Here is an 18997-nt window from a genome sequence, read left to right on the forward strand (position 1 = left end):
GTGCCGGGTCTGTACCTGCTCACGATCCTCGTCTCCCTCGCCGGCATCGCCCTGCTCGACATCCGCTTCGCGCTGGCGGTGCGGCCCGCGCCCGGCCGCACCCTCCTCGCCGTCGCTGCCGGCACGGTCTTCTTCCTCGCGTGGGACGCCGTCGGGATCGCGACGGGGGTCTTCGTCAAGGGCGACAGTCCGCTGCTGCTCGGCCTCGACCTCGCGCCGCACCTGCCCGTCGAAGAGCCGGTCTTCCTCGCCTTCCTGAGCTACCTCGCCCTCGTCGTGTGGGCGGCCGCTCGGCGCCTGCTCTCCCGCGCACGCGGGACGGATGCCTCGTCCCCCGCGGAGTCCGAATGACCTACCCGCTCATCCTCATCCCGTTCGTCGCCGTGACGATCGCGGTGACCGTCGCCACTCTTGCGCGGCCGGGCTTCGGCCGCCGCATGGCCGCGTCGGGCATCTCCGCCGCCGTCCTCCTCGCCCTGACGGCGGTGTTCGACAACGTCATGATCGCGGCGGGCCTGTTCACCTACCCCGCCGAGCACATCAGCGGCCTGCGGGTGGGGCTCGCGCCACTCGAGGACTTCGCGTACCCCGTGTGCGCCGCCTTCCTCGTCCCCGCCGTCTTCGTCCTGCTGCCCGGGCGCGCGGCGGCCGGGGGCGGCACGACCGACGAGGGCCGCGCGTGAGCGCCGAGGCGGCGGGCGCGCCGAGCGGCCCAGGCGTGCCGCTTCGCCCCGGCACCGTCGCGCGGCAGCTGTTCGTGGCATCCCGCCCCGTCAGCTGGATCAACACGGCCTATCCGTTCGCGGCGGCCTATCTCCTGACCACGCGTGAGCTCGACGCCGTGCTCGTCGTCGGCACGCTGTTCTTCCTCATCCCCTACAACCTCGCGATGTACGGCATCAACGACGTCTTCGACTACGAGTCGGATCTGCGCAACCCGCGCAAGGGCGGCGCGCACGGCGCGGTGCTCGATCGCCGGATGCACCCGATCACGCTGTGGGCGGCGGGCCTGGCGTGCCTGCCCTTCGTCGTCTACCTCGTCATCGTCGGCTCGCCGCTGTCGTGGCTCGTCCTCGCGCTCAGCCTCTTCTTCGTCGTGTTCTACAGCGCCCCGCCGCTCCGGCTCAAAGAGCGGCCCTTCGCGGATTCGGTGACCAGCAGCATCCACTTCTTCTCCCCCGCCGTCTACGGGCTCGTGCTCGCGGGCGCCGTCTGGACGTGGCAGCTCGGCGCGGTGATCCTCGCGTTCGCGCTGTGGGGAGTCGCCTCGCACGCCTTCGGCGCGGTTCAGGATGTCGCGGCCGACCGCGAAGCCGGCATCTCGTCGATCGCGACGGCGCGGGGCGCGCGCTTCACGGTGTGGTTCTCGCTCGCGTGCTACGCCGCGGCAGGACTCGTCATGCTGACGACGGCCTGGCCGGGGCCGCTTGCCGCAATCCTCGCGCTGCCCTACCTCGCGACGGTGTGGCCCTTCCGCTCGGTGACCGATGAGACGGCGGATGCCGCAACCCGCGGCTGGGACCGCTTCCTGTGGCTCAACCAGATCGCCGGCTTCGGCGTGACGCTCCTGCTGATCTGGTACTGGTTCCTGACGAGCTGAGGCCGGGCGCATCCGCGCCCGGCCTCAGCGTCGCCGCTGTGCGTCGTGTCTCAGCCGCCCAGCTCGATGAGCTTCTGCACGGCCGCGGTGAGGCGCGCGTCGGCCTCCCCGTAGGCGGCCCAATCGCCGGCCGCGAGAGCGGTCTGGCGGTCGATCATCGCCTTCTGCGCGTCCTGCAGAGCGGCCTGGTAGGCGTCGGCAGGAGCCGAGGGCGACGGCTGCGGCGTCGGCTCGGTGCTGGGCGTCGGCCCGGGCGTCGGCCCGGGTGTCGGCGCGGTCGGCGCCGGAGTCGGCGTGACCTGGTTGTCGCCGGCCTCGGCGCCCGAGTCGCCGCCGAACAGCGCGTCCAGGGCCTCGTTGAGGGTGTCTTCGAAGGCGATCTTGTTGCCGAACGACACGAGCACCTTCTGCAGGGTCGGGAGCTTTGTCGCCCCCGACGACTGCACGAACACCGGCTGGACGTAGAGGAGGCCGCCGCCGACGGGGAGCGTCAGCAGGTTGCCGTTGAGCACGTCCGACTGGCCCTGTCGCAGGATGTTGATGAAGGCCGACACCTGCGGATCCGCGTCGAACGTGTTCTGCACCTGGCCGGGACCGGGCACGCTCGTGTCGGCGTCGATCACCAGCATCCTGAGCTTGCCGTAGTCCTTCGCCTTCACGCCCTTCTCGTTGCCCGCGTTCGAATCGACCGCGAGGTAGCCCATGAGGACGTTCCGGGTGTTCTCACCGCCCGGGATGAAGCTCGTGAACATCGAGTAGGACGGCGCCGTCTGCCCCGGCATCTGCATCGTGAGGTAGTACGGCGGCTGCAGCAGGTTCTGGTTCTGCGGGTCGTTCGGCGTCGTCCAGGCGTTGTCGCGCTGGTAGAACGACTGCGCGTCGTCGACGTGGTAGACCCCGAGCATCGCGCGCTGCGCCTTGAAGAGGTCGGTCGGGTAGCGCACGTGGCTCATGAGGTCGGCCGACATCGCCGAGATGGGCTTGAGCGTCGAGGGGTAGACCTTCTGCCACGTCTGGAGGATCGGGTCCTTCTCGTCCCACGCGTAGAGCGTCACCTTGCCGTCGTACGCGTCGACGGTCGCCTTGACCGAATTGCGGATGTAGTTGATGTTGTCCAGCGCGACGCGCGGCGACGCGTTGTTGGCGTCGGCGATCGCCTGCGAGAGGCTCACCAGCGTCGAGTACGGATACGCGTCACTGGTCGTATAGCCGTCGATGATCCAGACGATCCGGCCGCCGACGATGCTCGGGTACGGGTCGCTGTCGAGCTCGAGGTACGGCGCGACCTTCTGCACGCGCTCGCGCGGGTTGCGGTCGTAGAGGATCTGCGAGTCCTGGTTGAGGTAGTCCGAGAAGAGGATCTGCTCCGACTGGAACTTCAGCGCGTAGATCAGGCGGTTGAAGACGCTGCCGACGCTCGGCCCGCCGTTGCCCTCGAACGTCGTCTTGGTCTCGGTCGCGCCGTCCTCGCCCGCGGGGTAGTCCAGCTCGATGGGCGCGGTGCCGCTGGGCGCGCCGACGATCGAGTACGGCGGCGAGTCCTCGCCGAAGTACACGCGGGGCTCGAAGTCCTCCTGGTCGGTCAGCACACCCGACACGGGGATGCCGCGCTCGATGAAGACGGGGTTGCCGTCGGTCGTGCGGTCGTTGCCCTTCGCCGCCACGAGGCCGTAGCCGTGCGTGTAGACGAGGGTGGAGTTCTGCCAGGATGCCGCGTTCCCCAGCTGCGAGACGTCGAGTTCACGCACCGACACGACGGTGTCCTGCGAGACGCCGTCGATCTCGTAGCGGTCGACGTCGAGCGGGTCGGCGAACTGGTAGTACGACCGGTACTGCTCGAGCTGCTTGACCGTGGGGCTGATGATCGCCGGGTCCATGATCCGGATCTGCGCCGTCGTCGACGAGTCGGCGCGGAGCTGGCCGGGCTCGGCATCCGATGTCGCCTTGTAGTCGGTCTTGTCGAGGCCGGAGATGCCGTAGGCGTCCTTGGTCATGTCGATGTTGCGCTGGTAGTACTCGCTCTCCAGCGCGAGCTGGTTCGGCTTGACCTGGAAGGTGTTGAGCACCCACGGGTAGCCGACGCCGAGCACGATGGCCGACACGACCAGGAGCGCGGTCGCGATGAGCGGGTAGCGCCAGCGCCCGATGACGGCCGTCACGAAGAAGAGGATGGCGACGAGGATCGCGACGATGGCGAGGATCGTCAGCCCAGGGATGATCGCGTGGGTGCCGACATAGCCCGGGCCGACGATGCGGTCTCCGGGCTCGATCAGCGTCTTGTACCGGTCGAGCCACAGGCTCGCACCCTGCACGAGCAGGTAGAGGCCCGCGAGGACGGCGAGCTGGATGCGCGCGGCCTTGGAGATGCGGAGCTCGCGCTGGCCCACCCGCACCGAGCCGTAGAGGTACGCCACGAGCGCCGTCATCAGGAGGCAGACCAGCACGACGGCCGAGATGAAGCCGAGGGCCGTGCTGTAGAACGGCATCGCGAAGAGGTAGAAACCCGTGTCGAGGTGGAACTGGGGGTCGGTCTTCGCCGTCGACACGCCGTTGATCCACATCCACGTCGTCTCCCACTGGGCCGACGCGGCGAATCCGGCGAAGAATCCGAAGAAGACGGGGATGCCCCACATCGCGAGGCGGCGAAGGGGCTCGACGACCTCCTGATAGCGGTCGAGCTGAGAGCTCAGCCGCGCATAGACGGGGCGGAGGCGGTAGGCGAGCTGGATCGCGAGCCAGACGGGCACGGCCATGCCGAGGAATCCGACGGCGAACATCACGATCCGCGCGACCCACTGCGTCACGAGCACCTCGTTGAAACCCAGCTGGTCGTACCAGAGCCAGTCGGCGTAGAGGTTCGCGAAGATGAAGAACGCCACGACGAGCGCGGCGATGATCGCGAGGGAGATGGCGATGATCCGCCGGGTTCGGGAGGGCGTGGCCTGGTTCGGCGCTGACGTCGTGGTCACCTTCTCATCCTAGGCGCGGCGTTCTGGGCGTAAGCCGAGCACATGGCCCGAGAGGGCTAGGAGCCGGTCGCGCCGGTCGGGCCGTCCGCGGTGCACGTCGGGAGGGCGTCGAGGTCGCCCTTGTCGCGGATCGCGGAGAGGACGGCGAGCGAATCGTCGAGGGTCTCGACCGAGAAGACGCGCAGGCCCGGCGGGACGTGCCCGACGACCTCATCGCAGTTCGACGCCGGGGCGAGGAAGTAGTCGGCTCCCGCACCCACGGCACCCCACAGCTTCTGCTGGATGCCGCCGATCGGCCCGACGGTGCCGTCGGCCGAGATCGTGCCGGTGCCGGCGACGTTCTGGCCGCCGTTGAGCTCACCTGGCGTGAGCGTGTCGATGATCCCGAGCGCGAACATCATGCCGGCGCTGGGGCCCCCGACGTTGTTGAGCTGGATCGTCACGTCGATCGGGAAGCTGAAGTCGTTGAGGAGCGTGATGCCCAGGAGCCACTTCGTCTCGCCGTCGACCTTCCCCTTGCGCGGCGTCACGCTGACGTTCATCGCGCCGCCGTCGCGGCTGATCGTGAGGGAGACGGGCGCCCCCTCCCCCGCGTTGATGATGTCTCGCAGCTGATCGCCGCTCGTGACGGTGGTGCCGTCCGCGGCGAGGATGACGTCGCCTTCCTTCAGGACGTCGGCGGCGGCGGAGTCCTTCGTGAACGAGTGCACCGTCAGCTGCGGCACCACGTCGTAGCCGAGCTCGGTCAGCGCGGCGGCCGTCGCCTCCTTCTGCGAGTCGACCATCATCGCCGAGCTCTCGGCGCTGCGCTCCTCGGTCGTCTGATCCGCGGGGAAGACGGCGTCGATCGGCAGCACGGCCTTGGTGGGATCGAACCACGCCGTCGCGAGCTCCACCCAGTTCGGCGTGCGCTCGCGATTGCCGACCACCTGCACCGTCAGGAGGTCGAGGGCTCCTGCGGTGGGATATGACTCGGCGCCGTCCACGGAGATGAGCGGCACCTCCTTGCCGTCGGACGACGTCGCGGTGCCGAGGGTGTTGTAGACGGGACCGGGACGCTGGATGACGTAGGCCGTCGGCAGGAACGTGAGGACGAGCAGCACCACCATCGCGACGGCGAGGGCCCACACGCCCACGAGGGCGCTCCGGCTCATGCGTCGGCGGGGAGCAGGCGTCAGGGTGACGTTCTCGTCGAACAGCGCCACGGGCGGACCTCTCTTGCCGGTTGATTCGCGTGTCGTTCGCGACCGGCGTACAGCGTGAAGGTCCGGGCCGGGGAGCGCGAGGAATGCGTGCGACTAGCGTAGATCCCACGCCCATGACCCGGCTGAAAGGCGGCTGAAGTGGCAGATGACGATCGCAGCCCTGAAGAGGAGTTCCAGGAGCTGATCCGTCAGCTGTTCGGCGGGAACGCCGACGGCATCGACCCCGAGCAGCTGTCGCGGCTGACCGGCATGGGGATCGACCCGGCCATGATGCAGACGATCATGCACAACCTGCAGGGCGCCTTCGAGGGCAACGGCGAGATCTCGTGGGACCTCGCGCAGCGCCAGGCGCTGCACATCGCCAATCAGGACGGCCTCGGCGTCACGGCGGGGCAGCGCACCGATCTCGATCAGGCCTTCGCCCTTGCGACCCTGTGGCTGAGCGAGGCGACGACGATCTCGGAGCTCGCCACTGCCCCGCGCACCCTCACGCGCGGCGGCTGGGTCGAGGCGACCCTCCCGGTCTGGCAGGAGCTCGCGGAGCCCGTCGCGACGAGCATCGCCGACGCCCTCACCGCCGCGTTGCGCGACCAGGCGCCCGACGAGATGCAGAGTCTCGTCCAGGGCGCGGGGCGCCTCATGCGCACGGTCGGCGGCTCGCTCTTCGCGACGCAGCTGGGCCAGGTGGTCGGGCGCCTCTCGCTCGAGGTCGTGAGCGGCGGTGATGTCGGCATCCCGCTCCTTCCCGCCGGCGAGGCCGCGATCCTGCCGCAGAACTTCGCCGACTTCGGGCGCGACCTCGAGATCCCCGAAGACCAGCTGGCGCTCTACATCGCCACGCGCGAGCTCGCCCACGCGCGCCTCTTCCGGCACGCCCGGTGGCTGCGCCTGCACGTCATCTCGCAGATCACCGACTTCGCTCGCGGCATCCACGTCGACACCGACGCCCTCGAGGAGCTCGCGTCGCGCTTCGACCCGTCGCAGCCCGAGGAGCTTCGCAGCGCCCTCGAGAGCGGCGCGCTGCTGCCGGCGCGTTCGGAGGCGCAGACGGCTGCGCTCACGCGGCTCGAGAACCTGCTCGCGACGATCGAAGGCTGGGTCGATGTCGTGACCGCCCAGGCCACGAGCCGCCTCCCCACCGCGGAGCGGATCGCGGAGGCCGTGCGCCGCCGCCGCGCCGTCGGCGGACCCGCCGAGCAGGCACTGGGGTCGCTCGTCGGGCTCGAGCTGCGTCCGCGCCGCATGCGCGAGGCGGCCGCCATGTGGCGCGCCGTGACGGATGCCGTGGGCGTGAACGCCCGCGACGCGCTCTGGGACTACCCCGACCTCATGCCGACCTCGGAAGACATCGACGATCCGTCCGCGCTCGTCGCCCGGCTGCAGGCCCGTGCCCGGGGCGAGGAGCCCGCGCGCGACGCGATGGACGATGCCCTCGAGCAGCTCCTGGCCGGCGAGCAGGGCGACGAGCAGGGCGATGCGCAGGGCGACGAGCAGGGCGACGAGCCTCCCGCGGACGACCAGCGACCCGTCTGAGTCCTCTCCTCCCCAGTTCGGGCGGGCTGCGCGGAGCAGCTCTCCGCGCTGTGGAGAGCGCATCGGACGGCCCGCGGGCGACGGATGATCGAGGGATGCTGCGCCTCGACCCCGCATACCCTCCGCTGTGGCGGGATGCCACCACCGTCCAGTTCGGCCTCGACGCCGTCGCGATCGTGGAGCACATCGAGCCGTGGCAGGAACGGCTCGTGCGCGAGCTCGAGTACGGCTTGCCGCCCGCCGCGCTCGATGCGATGGGGACGGCCCTCGGCGGAGAGCCCGGCGAGGCCGACCGGTTCGTCGGGCGCATCCGCCGCGCACTGTCGTGGCCGGAGGCGAGCATTCGCCGCGAGGTCGTGCTGCAGGTGTCCGACACGACGCCCCGCGACGTCGCCGAGGCGCTCTCGCGCGCGCTCGGCTCGGCGGGGTTCGACTGCACGACCCAGCCGTGGTCGGGCGTCCTCGGGTCATCGCTGGACCGCGCGACACCCGTCGTGATGGTCGGGCAGCATGTCATAGAGCCGCGGCGGGCCGCCGTCGTGCTCGGCCGCGACATCCCTCACCTTCCCGTCGTCTTCGGGGGCGCGGCCGTCGAGATCGGCCCGTTCGTGCGGCCGGGCGAGACGGCGTGCCTCGCGTGCGTCGCGGCGCACCGCATCGAGGCAGACCCCGCGTGGCCGCGCCTGGCGGCGCAGCTCATCGGGCGGCCGGCACCCGCCGTCGGCGAAGCCCTCGTCCTGGAGGCGGGGCTCGCCGCGGCCCGGCTGCTCAGCGACGCCGAGCGTCGCCCCGCACGCCGGGTGGCGCCGTCGCAGACGATCCACGTCGCGACCGGGGCGCGGACGACGCGGAACCATCGACCGCACGCAGCGTGCCGCTGCCGATCTCTCGCAGGAATCGCGACGGCGCTCGTCCCCGCAGCCCCGGCGACCACGACAGCGAGAGAGTACGCGCGGCCCGCGTGATGCCGACGTAGGCGAGGCGACGCTCCTCGTCGACCTGCTCGAACGTCGTCGCGTACCCGATGGGCAGCAGACCCTCGGCGAGGCCGACGAGGTGCACGTGATCCCACTCCAGGCCCTTCGCGGCGTGGAGCGTCGCGAGCGTCACGGTGCGAAGCGCCGGCTCGTCCAGCGCCTTGGCCCGCGCCACGAGGTCGTCGCTGAAGGAGCGCAGGTTCGTCCCCGCGGGCGCCTCCTCGGCGAGCCGGAGGAGAGCCGCGCGCGCCTCCCAGGCGTCGCGGAGGGCACCGCCGGCCTCGGGGGGCTCGTCGGTGAGGCCGAGATTGCGGAGCACGTCCCGCACGCTGTCGAGGAACCCGGTGTCGATGGGGGCGACCGCCGCCGCGCGCAGGGCCATGACGGCCTGGCGCACCTCGGGGATGTCGAAGAAGCGTCGTCCGCCGAGCACGCTCGTGGCGATGCCGGCGTCGGCGAGGGCCTTCACGATCTCGGCCGACTGCGCGTGCCCGCGGTAGAGCACGGCGATCCTCCGCGGGTCCACGCCGGCCTCGAGCTGCCGGCGGATCCGGTCGGCGACGCCGCGGGCCTCCGCGACGTCGTCGTCGTACGACGTCACGGTGGGCGGCTCGGCCGCGGCCTCCGGCTCGGCTTCGGCCCGGGCGGAGGTCAGCACGAGCGCGCCGGGACGATCGCGCATCAGCGCGTTCGCGACGGCGAGGATCGGGGCATCCGATCGATGATTCGTCTCCAGCCGTACGACCCTGGCGCTCTCGTGCCGCGAGGCGAACTCGAGGAGGAATCGCGCGTCGGCGCCTGCGAAGGAGTAGATCGTCTGGCTCGCATCGCCGACGACGCAGATGTCTTTCCGGTCGCCGAGCCACAGCTCGAGCAGGCGGTGCTGCAGGGGCGAGACGTCCTGGAACTCGTCGACGGTGAAGTGCCGGTACTGCTCGCGCACCGCCTTGACCACCTGCGGCTCGGCCTCGAGCATGCCGCAGCAGGCGAGGAGGACGTCTTCGAAGTCGAGCTGCCGCCGCTCGTCCTTGAGCTTCTCGTACGCGCGCTGGAGGTCGGCGACGCGTCCCGCCTCGAGGCGGCCGACGCCCTTGGGCCGCTCGCGGACGTAGTCCTCGACGCTGCGCAGCGTGACCTTCCGCCACTCGATGCCGCTCGCGACGTCGCGCAGCGTCGCGACATCGGGATCGATGCCGAGGCTGTCGGCCGCGTGTGCGAGGAGCCGCACCTTGTTGTCGACGATCGTCGGCATCGTGTCGCCGGTGAGCGACGGCCAGAAGAAGTTTAGCTGCGCGAGCGCGGCGGCGTGGAAGGTGCGCGCCGCGACGCCCTCGACACCGAGGGCGCGAAGCCTGCCGCGCATCTCCCCCGCCGCCTTCGCCGTGAAGGTGACCGCCATCACGCGGCCGGGCGAATAGGCGCCGGTGTCGACGCCGTGCGCGATCCGGCGCGTGATGACACGGGTCTTGCCCGTCCCCGCGCCGGCGAGCACGGCGACGGGGCCGCGCAGCGTCGTCGCCGCCTCGCGCTGGCGTTCGTCGAGCCCTTCGAGGACCGGATCGGTCATGCCGCTCCCGCGTGCCAGCCGGCGATGAGCCGATGCGCGATCGACGCACGCCCGGGGAGGAGGACCTCGCCCTCGCCCGCGAGGGACGCGCCGACCTCGTCGCGCGTGAACCAGCGCACCGCGGCGATCTCCTCGCCATCGGCCTCGGCCGCGGCATCGTCGACCGCCGTCGCGAGGAACCCGACCATGAGGGACCGCGGATACGGCCACCCCTGCGAGCCGCGGTAGCGCAGATCGCCGACCGTGACCCCGGCCTCCTCGCGGACCTCCCGCACGACGGCGGACTCGAGCGACTCGCCTGCTTCGGCGAAACCCGCGAAGCACGAGAAGCGCTCGGCGCCCCACAGCGCGTTCGATCCCAGCAGGAGCGCGTCGGGGTCGGTCGCGCTCGTGATCGCGACGATGACGGCGGGATCCGTGCGCGGGAAGTGCTCGCGCCCGCAGTGCGGGCAGTGCCGTGACCATCCGGCGTTGCGCACCTCGGTGAGAGTGCCGCACGCGGGGCAGTAGGGCGCGTCGAGGAGCCATCGACCGAGGCTCAGCGCCTCGACGAACGTGCTCGCTTCGCCCCCAGAGAGGTCGCCGCCGATCCGGCGCAGGCTCCCCCACCCGCCGGGAGCCTCGAGGGGCGCGTCGGCCTCGTGCGAGAAGACGGCGGCGAGGACGGGGGCACCGGCGGGGTCGCGACCGAGGAACGCCCACTGCGCGCCCTCGGGCACCTCGGTCGGCGAGACGAAGCGGAGGGACGGATGCTGCGCCTCGGCGTCGTCGGCGCGTGTGAGCGGTGCCGCATCGCCGTGCAGGACAAGCACGCGGGCCTCGGCATCCGTCCGCAGTCCGTCGAGCAGCCCCTCGGCGGCGCGCTCTTCGGCGGCGCGATCGATGCCGGATCCGGCGAGAGCGGGAGGCGGACCGTCGGGCGTCGTCATGCAGCACCTTCCTGCGTCTACCTGCGTCTTCCAGCGTCTTCCGGCGGCGCGGATGCCGCGCAACGGCGGCCGTCGGCGCTCGTCGGCGGGGTCGGCGTGCCAGGGCGTGGCGTCGGGGGTTCGCGGCGCGGCTCGACCTACCCTGGGCTCATGGCACGCTCTCCCCTCACTCTAGCCGCGTCCGTGACGTCGGCTCTGCCCCGGGTCGGCGTCGTCGGGGCCGGTGCCCTGACCGAGGGCGCGGCCGGACGTTTCGACTCCGCACTCGCCCAGCTGGACGACGGTCGGCGTGTCGTCGTGCGCGCTCCCACCGACGCCGATGCCGCCGGTGAGCTGGCCGCCGAGGTGCGGGCACTGCGCGCCCTGACCCCCGGTGTGCGGGGGCTCCTGCCGTTCCGCGCGCCCGAGCTCCTGGGCGAGGCGGGGCTGGGCGACGCCCGCGTCGTCGTCGTCGACTTCCTCCCCGGCTACCGTGTCGACGCGGCCCACCTCCCGCCGGGACGCGGGGCCGCGACATCCCTCGGCGAAGCGCTCGCCGCCCTGCACGCCCTGCCGCTGTCGATCGTCCGCACCGAGGGCCTGCCGGTGCGGACGCCCCAGCAGATCCGCGACGACGCACGGCGCCTGGTCGATCGCGCGAGCGCGACGCGGCTCCTCCCCGCCGTGCTGCGCGACCGCTGGACGCACGCGCTCGACGCCGACGTGCTGTGGCTGTTCGAGTCCGCCGTCGTGCTCGGTGGGGCGGGCGCGGCCTCCTTCCTCTTCGAAGACGTCCTGGGGGCGCCGCGCGTGACGGGCCTGCTGGAGTGGCACGGCCTGCAGGTGGGCGATCCCGCCACCGACCTGCAGTGGCTAGCCTCCGCGCCGGCCGCCGCCGAAGACGTCTTCGCCGCCTACGCCGCGAAGACGACCCGCGCACCCGACGCCCTCGTGCGCGAGCGCGCGCGCCTGTACGCCGAGCTGGAGTTCGCCAAGTGGCTCGTGCACGGCCACGAGGCGGGCAGCGACGACATCGTGGACGACGCCGTGGCCCTGCTCGAGTCGCTCGCCGAGGGCGTGAACGGCGACGAGCTCGTGCGCGACCCCGACCTCGACGTCGACGGCGCGATCGCCCTGCTCGGGCGAGTGCCCGACCAGGCGCCCGCCGTCGACACCTCGATGCAGACCGACGCCTACGACCCTGAGGAGCTCTCGCTCTGGCTCGCGACGAGCGATCCGGAGCAGGCGACGGATGCCGCGCCCGACGTGCGCGTCGAGCTGCCGGCCGACATCGAGGCCGAGCTGCGGGACGAGACCGCCTCGGTCGTCGAGCGCCCGACGGCCTACGACGACACGGCGACGGCCCCGATCGAGCTGCCGGTCGCAGTCTCGCCGGCGCCGTCGCCGGCGCCGTCGCTCGTCGAGGCCGATCTCGACGAGGAGGTCGAGGCGGAGCGCGCTTCGCGCGCCGCGTTCCAGCGCTGGACGAGCTCCTCCTCGGAGTAGGCGCGGTCCGAGCGGATCACGAGATCGGCGCCGACGTAGTACAGCGCCACGTCGATCTCCTCGAGGGGCACGCCGTGCCGCTTGTGGTACGCGAGCCGGTAGAGCGCGAGCTGCAGCATCCGCTCTTCGCGGTCTACGGCAGAGACCGGCGGTCGTCCTGTCTTCCAGTCGACGATCTCGATGCGACCGCCGCGGTCGTGGCGCCGGTAGACGGCGTCGAGCTTGCAGATGACGTGACCCAGCTGCTCGGCGCCCTTGAGGGTGATGTCGATCTCGGTCTCGACCTCGATCGGCTGCAGCGGTCCCCACTCCGACGCCTCGAAGGTCGCCTTGAGCTGCGCGAGCGCCTGCTCCTCCTCGACCGAGACCTCGGTCTCGGGGGTGTCGTCGTCGATCTCCCACAGGGCCTCGTCGAGTGAGCCGCCTCCCCCGACGATCCCGGACCGCTGCTCGACCCACGCGTGGAAGAGGGTGCCGCGAAGCGTCTCGCCGTACGGACGCTCGGGGAGCGGCCGTGCGATGGAGCGCACGGTCGCGCCGTAGTCGCCGACGAAGTCCTTGAAGCGCGAAGCTCCGATGCGTGCCGGCGCCTCGACGGCGGCGCCCTGCCGGCGACGCTCCGCCTCGCGCAGGAGCGGCTCCAGCACGTCGTCGGGCTGCGGGTCGCGCGAGGCCGCCTCGGCGACCTCGTGGGCGGCACGCTCGACGAGCGCGCGGCGGTCGCCGAGGGGATCCAGCGGCCAGCGGAGGACCCGCCCGCCCTGCTCGAGGTAGGGGTTCTCGCCCGGATCGCCGGCGTCGATCTCGGCGCGTCCGAGCGCGACGAGCATGTCCTGCAGATAGCGGCTCGGCTTGCGCGAGGACTGCTGGCCGGCCCAGTGCGAACCCGTCAGGAGGAGGTCGGATCGTGCGCGGGTCACGGCGACGTACGCGAGGCGCCGCTCCTCGTGCTCCTGATGCGCGCGGTCGGCCTCGCGGAACGCTTCGATCGCGGGCGCGAGATCCTCGTCGGCGTCGGCATGGCGCCAGTCCAGCCGCGGCAGCGCGTCGCGGTCGCCGCGCAGCTCGTACGGCAGCACGCCGAACCCGAGCCATCCGGCGACGGTCCGCGGAGCCTTCGGCAGCTCCTGCTCGACGAGGCGCACGACGGCGACGGCATCCCATTCCAGGCCCTTCGAGCCGTGGATCGTGAGGAGCTGCACGACACCGGGCTCGGGCGGCTCGGGGCGGGGCATGAGCTCATCGGTCTCTTCCGCGTGGTCGAGCCACGCGAGAAGGCTCGCGATCGAGCCGCGGTCGTCGGCGAGGAGGAAGGAGCGCACTTCGTCGAGGAAGGAGCGGAGCCGGGAGGAGGCGATGCGCGCGGGCCCGCGCGTCTCGTTGGCGGCGAGCTCGATGTCGAGCCGCAGCTCGAGCTCGATCATGCGCACGAGGTCGGGGATGGGCTGCCCGACCGCCCTCCGGAGGCGCTCGAACATCTCCCCCGCCTCGCGGAGGCGCGCGCGACCCGTCGGCGAGATGTCGGCGAGGAGCCGGTAATCGTCGGCGGCGCGGCGGACGAACTCCAGGGCATCGATAATCGACACCTGCTCGTCCGCTCCCGCGGAGCCCCGGATCCTCTGGGCGAGCTCGTCCTCGAACGGCGTGAGGGTCGCGTCGCGCCGCGAGAGAGTCTCGGCGAGGGCATGCAGCGCCGCGAGGTCGGGCACGCCGATCGCGAACCGCGGCCCGGACAGCAGACGGAGCAGCGCCGAGCCCTGCGACGGATCGTGCACGACGCGCAGTGCCGAGATGACGTCGACGACCTCCGGGGCCGAGAGCAGTCCGCCGAGGCCCAGGATGCGGTTCGGGACTCCCGCCGCGTTGAGGGCGTCGGAGAACAGGCGCATGTGCCGCTTCGTGCGGAAGAGGATCGCCCCGGAGTGCGGAGTGGGGGCGTGCACCGCCGTGTGCACCGCTGTGTGTTCTGCCGCATGTTTTGCCGCGTGCTCTGCGCGGACGCCGGCGAACCACTCGGCGACGGCGCGTGCCTCGTCGTCGACCGACGCGGCGAAGACGTGCGCGACGCGGCCCTCGCCGACTCCCGGCCGCGAAGCGAGGGGCTCGACGCCCACGCGACCCGCGGCGCTCCCCGCGAGGATCGCATTGGCGGCGGTGAGGATCTCGCGGTCGTTCCGCCAGCTGATCATGAGGCTGTGCCGGCCGGCGGTCGTCGTCCGTGCGAAGGCACGGGGGAAGGCGGCGAGGTTGTCGGCGGATGCTCCGCGCCAGCCGTAGATCGACTGCTGAGGGTCGCCGACGGCCATGACGGGCGTGTCGTGGAAGATCTCGGCGAGCAGGTCGGTCTGGATGACCGACGTGTCCTGGTACTCGTCGAGCAGCACGACGCGGTACTGATCGCGGAGCTCGGCCGCGACATCCGGCGCCGCCTGAATGATCTGCAGCGCACCGGCGACCTGGTCGGCGAAGTCGAGCGTGTCGTCGGCGCGCTTGCGGGTCGCGTAGTCCTGGATGAGGCCCGCGAGGACGGGGAGGCCGCCGAGATTCTTGCGCGCGCCGTCGACGAGGTCCTGGTGCTTCTTGAGCCGGCACGAGACGTCGTCGAGGCGATCGGCCCACTTCTGCCCGTACTCCGCGAGGTCGGCGAGGTCGACGCGATTGTCGAGCACCTCGCCCGCGAGCCGGTGCACGGCGTCGACGACGGTCGAGAACGCCTCCTCGCGCTCGGCGAGACGCTCGTCGAGCGACCCGATGACGACGCGACGCGCGAGGAGCCATGAGCCGGACTGGCTGAGGAGGGCGGAGTCGGGGTCGCGCCCGATGCGGGCTCCGTGCTCGCGGACGATGGCGTCGGCGAACGAGTTGTAAGTGGCCACACGGGCGCGCTGGAGGAGGTCGTCGGCGGTGCTCGCGCTGTGCGCGCCCGTGCCGAACTCGGCCGCGAGGCCGTCGAGGAAGGCGGCGAAGGCCGCCTGGCGGTCACGCGCGGACGAGCCGGACTGCTCCTCCCAGAACCGCGCGAGGTCGCCGCGCGCCTCGATCGGGACGAGGTGGGGCAGGAGCCCGCGGCGCTCGTACTCACCGATCGTCGTGAGCCGCCGCTGAATGCGCTCGGCCAGCTCGCCCGCGGCCTTGCGCGTGAAAGTGAGCCCGAGCACCTCGTCGGCGCGGACCTGGCCGTTCGCGACGAGCCAGACGACGCGGCCCGCCATCGTCTCGGTCTTGCCACTGCCGGCGCCCGCGATGACGATGGCCGGCGCCGGTGCCGCCTCGATGACGGCTGCCTGATCGGGCGTGGGGCGCGGGAGGCCGAGCGCGACGGCGATGACGCCCGCGGGGATCATCGTCACGAGGCCGACACCGCCTTCACCGCGTGGAGCGCGCACACGCCGAAGCGGGATGTCGCGCAATGCGCGTCGATCGGGGCGTCGAAACCCTCTGAAGCCATCGCATTGGCGGCGCTCGAGATCGCCTCGAGGAAAGCGGCCCGGGCGCCCTCGTCCATCGGCGCCTGCCGGGCGAGCCGGTAGTGCGGCTCCTTCTGCGTCGTCTTGGAGAGCACGATCAAGCGGGCCCCCGCGTTCGCGGCGCTCTCGGCGCCGGGGACGAGACCCTCCAGGAACGCGAGCTGGTACGCCGCGAGCTGCGGATCGTCTCCCACCTTGTCGTCGCTCACGCGCGCCTCCGAGCGACCGGTCTTGAGGTCGACGATCACGACGCGCTCGGCGGCCGTCTCGGCCTGATCGATCGTGAGCCCCTCGCCGCGGCCGGGGGGATAAACCTCGACGCGGTCGATCGAACCGCTCAAGAGGGCCCATCGCCCCTCGCCGACGCGGGCGCCGTCCTCGACGACCCGCACCGGCGGAGCCTCGCCGGGCGCGGCATCCATCCCGACCGCGAGCCGGAACCGAGCCTCGGCGCCGATCGTGCGGCCCTCGTGCGCGTGGAATGCGTGGAGGTAGCGATGCAGCCGCTCGACGAGGGTCTCGGCCCACTGCCGCTCCTTGCGGGAGAGCCACTCGGCTTCGAACTCGAGCTCTCCCCAGCGGTCGTCGACGATGGCGCGCAGCTCGGCGAGGTCGCCCGTCGGCACCTCCTCCATGGCGGCGTGCAGGATCGTTCCGGCACCCGCCGACCACGTGCGCGTGTCGCCGCCGAGGGCGCGGATCGCCCAGTCCAGGCCGCAGTCCGTGAACGTCTTGAGCTTCGAGGGCGACACCGGCACGGGACCCCGCTCGGGGTCGCGGAGCGGCCCGGTCACCGTCGGCGGGGCGACGCCGAACCACTGCCGGGGAGCTGCCCCCGCCACGCCCTCGCGCGCGAGCACGGCGAGCTGCTCGGCGGCGTGCTCGCGCACCGCGGGGACCGCCGACGTCGTGAGCGTGCGCCGGTGCTGCGCGACGAGACCGCGGAGGGTGAGCGGATGCTGCGCCTCTGCCTTCTCGAACGCATCGTCGTCGGGCTCGGGGAGGAAGGAGAACAGCGGGCTCGGCCCGCGATCGTCGTCGTCGACCGCCGTCACGGCGAGCCGCGTACGGGCGCGGGAGATCGCGCGCACGAAGAGGCGCAGCTCGTCGTGGAGCGCCTCCCGGCGACGGTCGAGGGCCGCCGGAGCGACCGGCGCGTCGCGCCCTTCCCGCCATGCCGCGATGTCGTCCGCGAGCCGCCACGCGCCGAGCGTGCCGCCCCGGGGGCGGAGGTTCGGCCAGACGCCGTCCTGCATGCCGGCGATGACGACGCCCTCGAAGTCGGTCGCGAGCGCCGAGGCCGGGGTGAGGACCGACACCGACTCGGAGCGGTCCGGCGCCGTGAGGATGTCTTCGGGCACGGCGCTGTCGAGGATCCGCCGCAGGAACACGACGGGACTCTCGCGCGGCGCGCGCTCGACGAAGCGCTTGGCCGCGTCGAAGAGGGCGACGAGTGCGTCCAGGGCGCGGTTGGCCTCGGCCGAGAAGACCCCCGGCGCACCGGCGACCTCGCTCCAGACGGCCGACAGCGGCCGCCCGGAGATGTCGCGCGCCCGCTCCCACACCGTCCAGAGCAGCGCGTGCGCGTTCGCACCGCGGTCGGCGGCCTCGTGGACGAGGGAGAGCGTCGTCGCGACCCGTTCGGCGGACCGCGCCTCGGGCGAGTCGAGCTCGAGGAGGCCGAGCGGATGCGCCATCGCCTCCTGGAGCAGCTCGCGCGCGACGCGCGTGCCGCCCGCGGCGAGCTCGGCGTGACGCAGACGAGCCCGCAGGCGACGGAGGCTCACGGCATCCAGCCCCCCGAAGGGCGAGAGGAGCGCCGTCGTGAGCTGCTCGTACGACCGCTCGGCGGGCGGGGCGATGCCCAGGAGCACGAACTCGACGAGGTCGCGCACGACGGCCTCGCCGCCGAGCGGTCGCGACAGTGCGCCGGCCCGGGTCGGCACCTCGCGGGCCGCGAGCTCGACCTCCAGGTCTGCGACCTGCCTCGTGTCGTGCGCGATGACGGCCAGGCGCGCCCACGGCACACCGTGAAGCACATGCCACTCCCGGAGGAGGCGCGCGATGCGGTCGATCTCCTCGAAGGGCGAGGGGGCGACGACCGAGACGACCGAGCCGACCGCGCCGTCGTCGGGCAGGAGCGGCCCGGGCGGCCGGCGGTGGATGACGGTGCCGGAGGCGCCGATCGCCTCGGTGGCGAGGCGCGTGAGGCGCGTGAGCGCCGGCGCGGCGCGGTGCGGCTCGTCGAGCACCCACGTCTCGCCGAGGAGGTCGGCGAGCTCGCGGAACAGCGACGCGCTCGCCCCGCGGAAGGCTCCGGAGCCGATGTCGGGGTCGCCGAGGGCGAGGACGGCGACGCCGCGCGCGCGGAACGCCCGGACGAGTCCCACGCCGCCGGGCGTCAGCTCCTGCGCGTCGTCGACGAGCACGACGCGCAGCCGCGCGGCCGGCCCGAGGGTGCGCTCCCCCTCGGCGCCGAGGGGCGCCGCCGCCAGCAGCGCCGCGGCCTCGCGCACGAGCTCCGCGGGGTCGCGGTGCGCCGAGCGCATCGACCCCAGCACGTCGCGGTACTCCCGGAGGAAGGATGCCGCGGCCACCCACGCCGGACGGTCGTACGCGCGCCCCACGGCGTCGAGCTCGGCGGGGGTGATGGCCCGCTCGCTGCATTCGGCCGAGAGCGCCCGCAGCTCGGCCCGGAACTGACGCGAGGCGCGCAGGGCCGGGCCGAGACCTTCGGGCCACCGGTCGCGGGCGCCGGCCGCGGCATCCTCTTGGTCACCCGTGAGCAGCTCGGCGACGATGCGGTCCTGGTCGCCCGCCGTGAGCAGCTGCGGCGGGGCGGCGCCCGCGGCGACCGCGGCGGCGCGCACGAGCTGGAAGGCGAACGACGCGACCGACCGCGCCAGCGGACCCGGGGTCGCGAGATCGAGCCCCGCGCCGAGGGTGTCGCGCAGGGCCGTCGCGGTCTGGCGCGTCGGCGTGAGGACGAGGAGCTCGTCGGGTGCGAGACCCGCCTCGCCCAGGAGCCGGCCGACCCGCGCGACGAGGGCGGTCGTCTTGCCCGTGCCGGGAGCGCCGACGACGGCTCCGGATGCCTCGACGGGGAGTCCGACCACGGCTCGCTGTGCGGCGTCGAGATCGAACGAGGGCTTCACACCAGCACGCTAACAAGCGGCGCCGACACTCGGCGGCGAAGGGGACGGCGAGCCCGCGCACCGTTCGCCGAGAGCGTGCGACACACCGGCCGAGCGGGTGCGGGGCGTGT

Annotated in this window: 10 protein-coding genes and 1 pseudogene; 5 read left to right on the top strand and 6 right to left on the bottom strand. The window is 72.5% G+C overall.

Annotated elements, in window-relative coordinates; all coding sequences use genetic code 11:
* From ACSBPH_RS03005 to ACSBPH_RS03015, 3 genes are read left to right on the top strand one after another with little or no spacing between them, the layout of a single operon-like run.
* On the top strand, nucleotides 1-351 hold the full coding sequence (locus ACSBPH_RS03005) for a lycopene cyclase domain-containing protein (RefSeq protein ID WP_442576133.1): 351 nt from the start codon (nucleotides 1-3) through the stop codon (nucleotides 349-351).
* Nucleotides 348-683 (top strand): lycopene cyclase domain-containing protein, encoded by a 336-nt coding sequence (locus tag ACSBPH_RS03010; protein ID WP_442576134.1) that lies wholly within the window; start codon nucleotides 348-350, stop codon nucleotides 681-683. Before ACSBPH_RS03005 ends, ACSBPH_RS03010 begins: the two co-directional genes overlap by 4 nt.
* 35 nt (nucleotides 684-718) lie before the next feature.
* A complete protein-coding gene (locus tag ACSBPH_RS03015) occupies nucleotides 719-1600 on the top strand; it encodes a prenyltransferase (protein WP_442577230.1) in 882 nt (293 codons plus the stop codon).
* 50 nt (nucleotides 1601-1650) lie between these two features.
* On the opposite strand, the gene ACSBPH_RS03020 is transcribed toward ACSBPH_RS03015, so the two are convergent.
* Nucleotides 1651-4569 (bottom strand): UPF0182 family membrane protein, encoded by a 2919-nt coding sequence (locus ACSBPH_RS03020; protein WP_442576135.1) that lies wholly within the window; start codon nucleotides 4567-4569, stop codon nucleotides 1651-1653.
* Nucleotides 4570-4625: 56 nt separating this feature from the next.
* Nucleotides 4626-5774, bottom strand: coding sequence for a YlbL family protein (locus tag ACSBPH_RS03025; protein WP_442576136.1), 1149 nt, complete (start codon nucleotides 5772-5774; stop codon nucleotides 4626-4628).
* 138 nt (nucleotides 5775-5912) lie between these two features.
* On the opposite strand from ACSBPH_RS03025, the gene ACSBPH_RS03030 reads away from it, so the two are divergent.
* The gene (locus ACSBPH_RS03030; protein ID WP_442576137.1) at nucleotides 5913-7307 is read left to right on the top strand and encodes a zinc-dependent metalloprotease; all 1395 of its coding nucleotides are present in this window, start codon (nucleotides 5913-5915) and stop codon (nucleotides 7305-7307) included.
* A gap of 768 nt (nucleotides 7308-8075) precedes the next feature.
* Here ACSBPH_RS03030 and ACSBPH_RS03035 read toward each other — a convergent pair.
* Both ACSBPH_RS03035 and nudC read right to left on the bottom strand, forming a co-directional pair.
* Nucleotides 8076-9851 carry an ATP-dependent helicase gene (locus ACSBPH_RS03035; protein ID WP_442576138.1) on the bottom strand — a complete coding sequence of 592 codons (1776 nt, stop codon included), beginning with the start codon at nucleotides 9849-9851 and terminating at the stop codon, nucleotides 8076-8078.
* On the bottom strand, nucleotides 9848-10780 hold the full coding sequence (gene nudC / locus ACSBPH_RS03040) for an NAD(+) diphosphatase (protein WP_442576139.1): 933 nt from the start codon (nucleotides 10778-10780) through the stop codon (nucleotides 9848-9850). The genes ACSBPH_RS03035 and nudC overlap by 4 nt, the downstream gene beginning before the upstream one ends.
* Before the next feature lie 150 nt (nucleotides 10781-10930).
* On the opposite strand from nudC, the pseudogene ACSBPH_RS03045 reads away from it, so the two are divergent.
* A pseudogene (locus ACSBPH_RS03045) lies at nucleotides 10931-11620 on the top strand (phosphotransferase); the annotation flags it as partial.
* Nucleotides 11621-12102: 482 nt separating this feature from the next.
* On the opposite strand, the gene ACSBPH_RS03050 reads toward ACSBPH_RS03045, so the two are convergent.
* Both ACSBPH_RS03050 and ACSBPH_RS03055 read right to left on the bottom strand, forming a co-directional pair.
* Nucleotides 12103-15609, bottom strand: coding sequence for a UvrD-helicase domain-containing protein (locus ACSBPH_RS03050; RefSeq protein WP_442577231.1), 3507 nt, complete (start codon nucleotides 15607-15609; stop codon nucleotides 12103-12105).
* A gap of 2 nt (nucleotides 15610-15611) precedes the next feature.
* On the bottom strand, nucleotides 15612-18887 hold the full coding sequence (locus ACSBPH_RS03055) for a PD-(D/E)XK nuclease family protein (protein ID WP_442576140.1): 3276 nt from the start codon (nucleotides 18885-18887) through the stop codon (nucleotides 15612-15614).
* Nucleotides 18888-18997: the final 110 nt, after the last annotated feature.

The organism is Microbacterium sp. F51-2R (assembly GCF_052180235.1).
Taxonomy (GTDB): domain Bacteria; phylum Actinomycetota; class Actinomycetes; order Actinomycetales; family Microbacteriaceae; genus Microbacterium.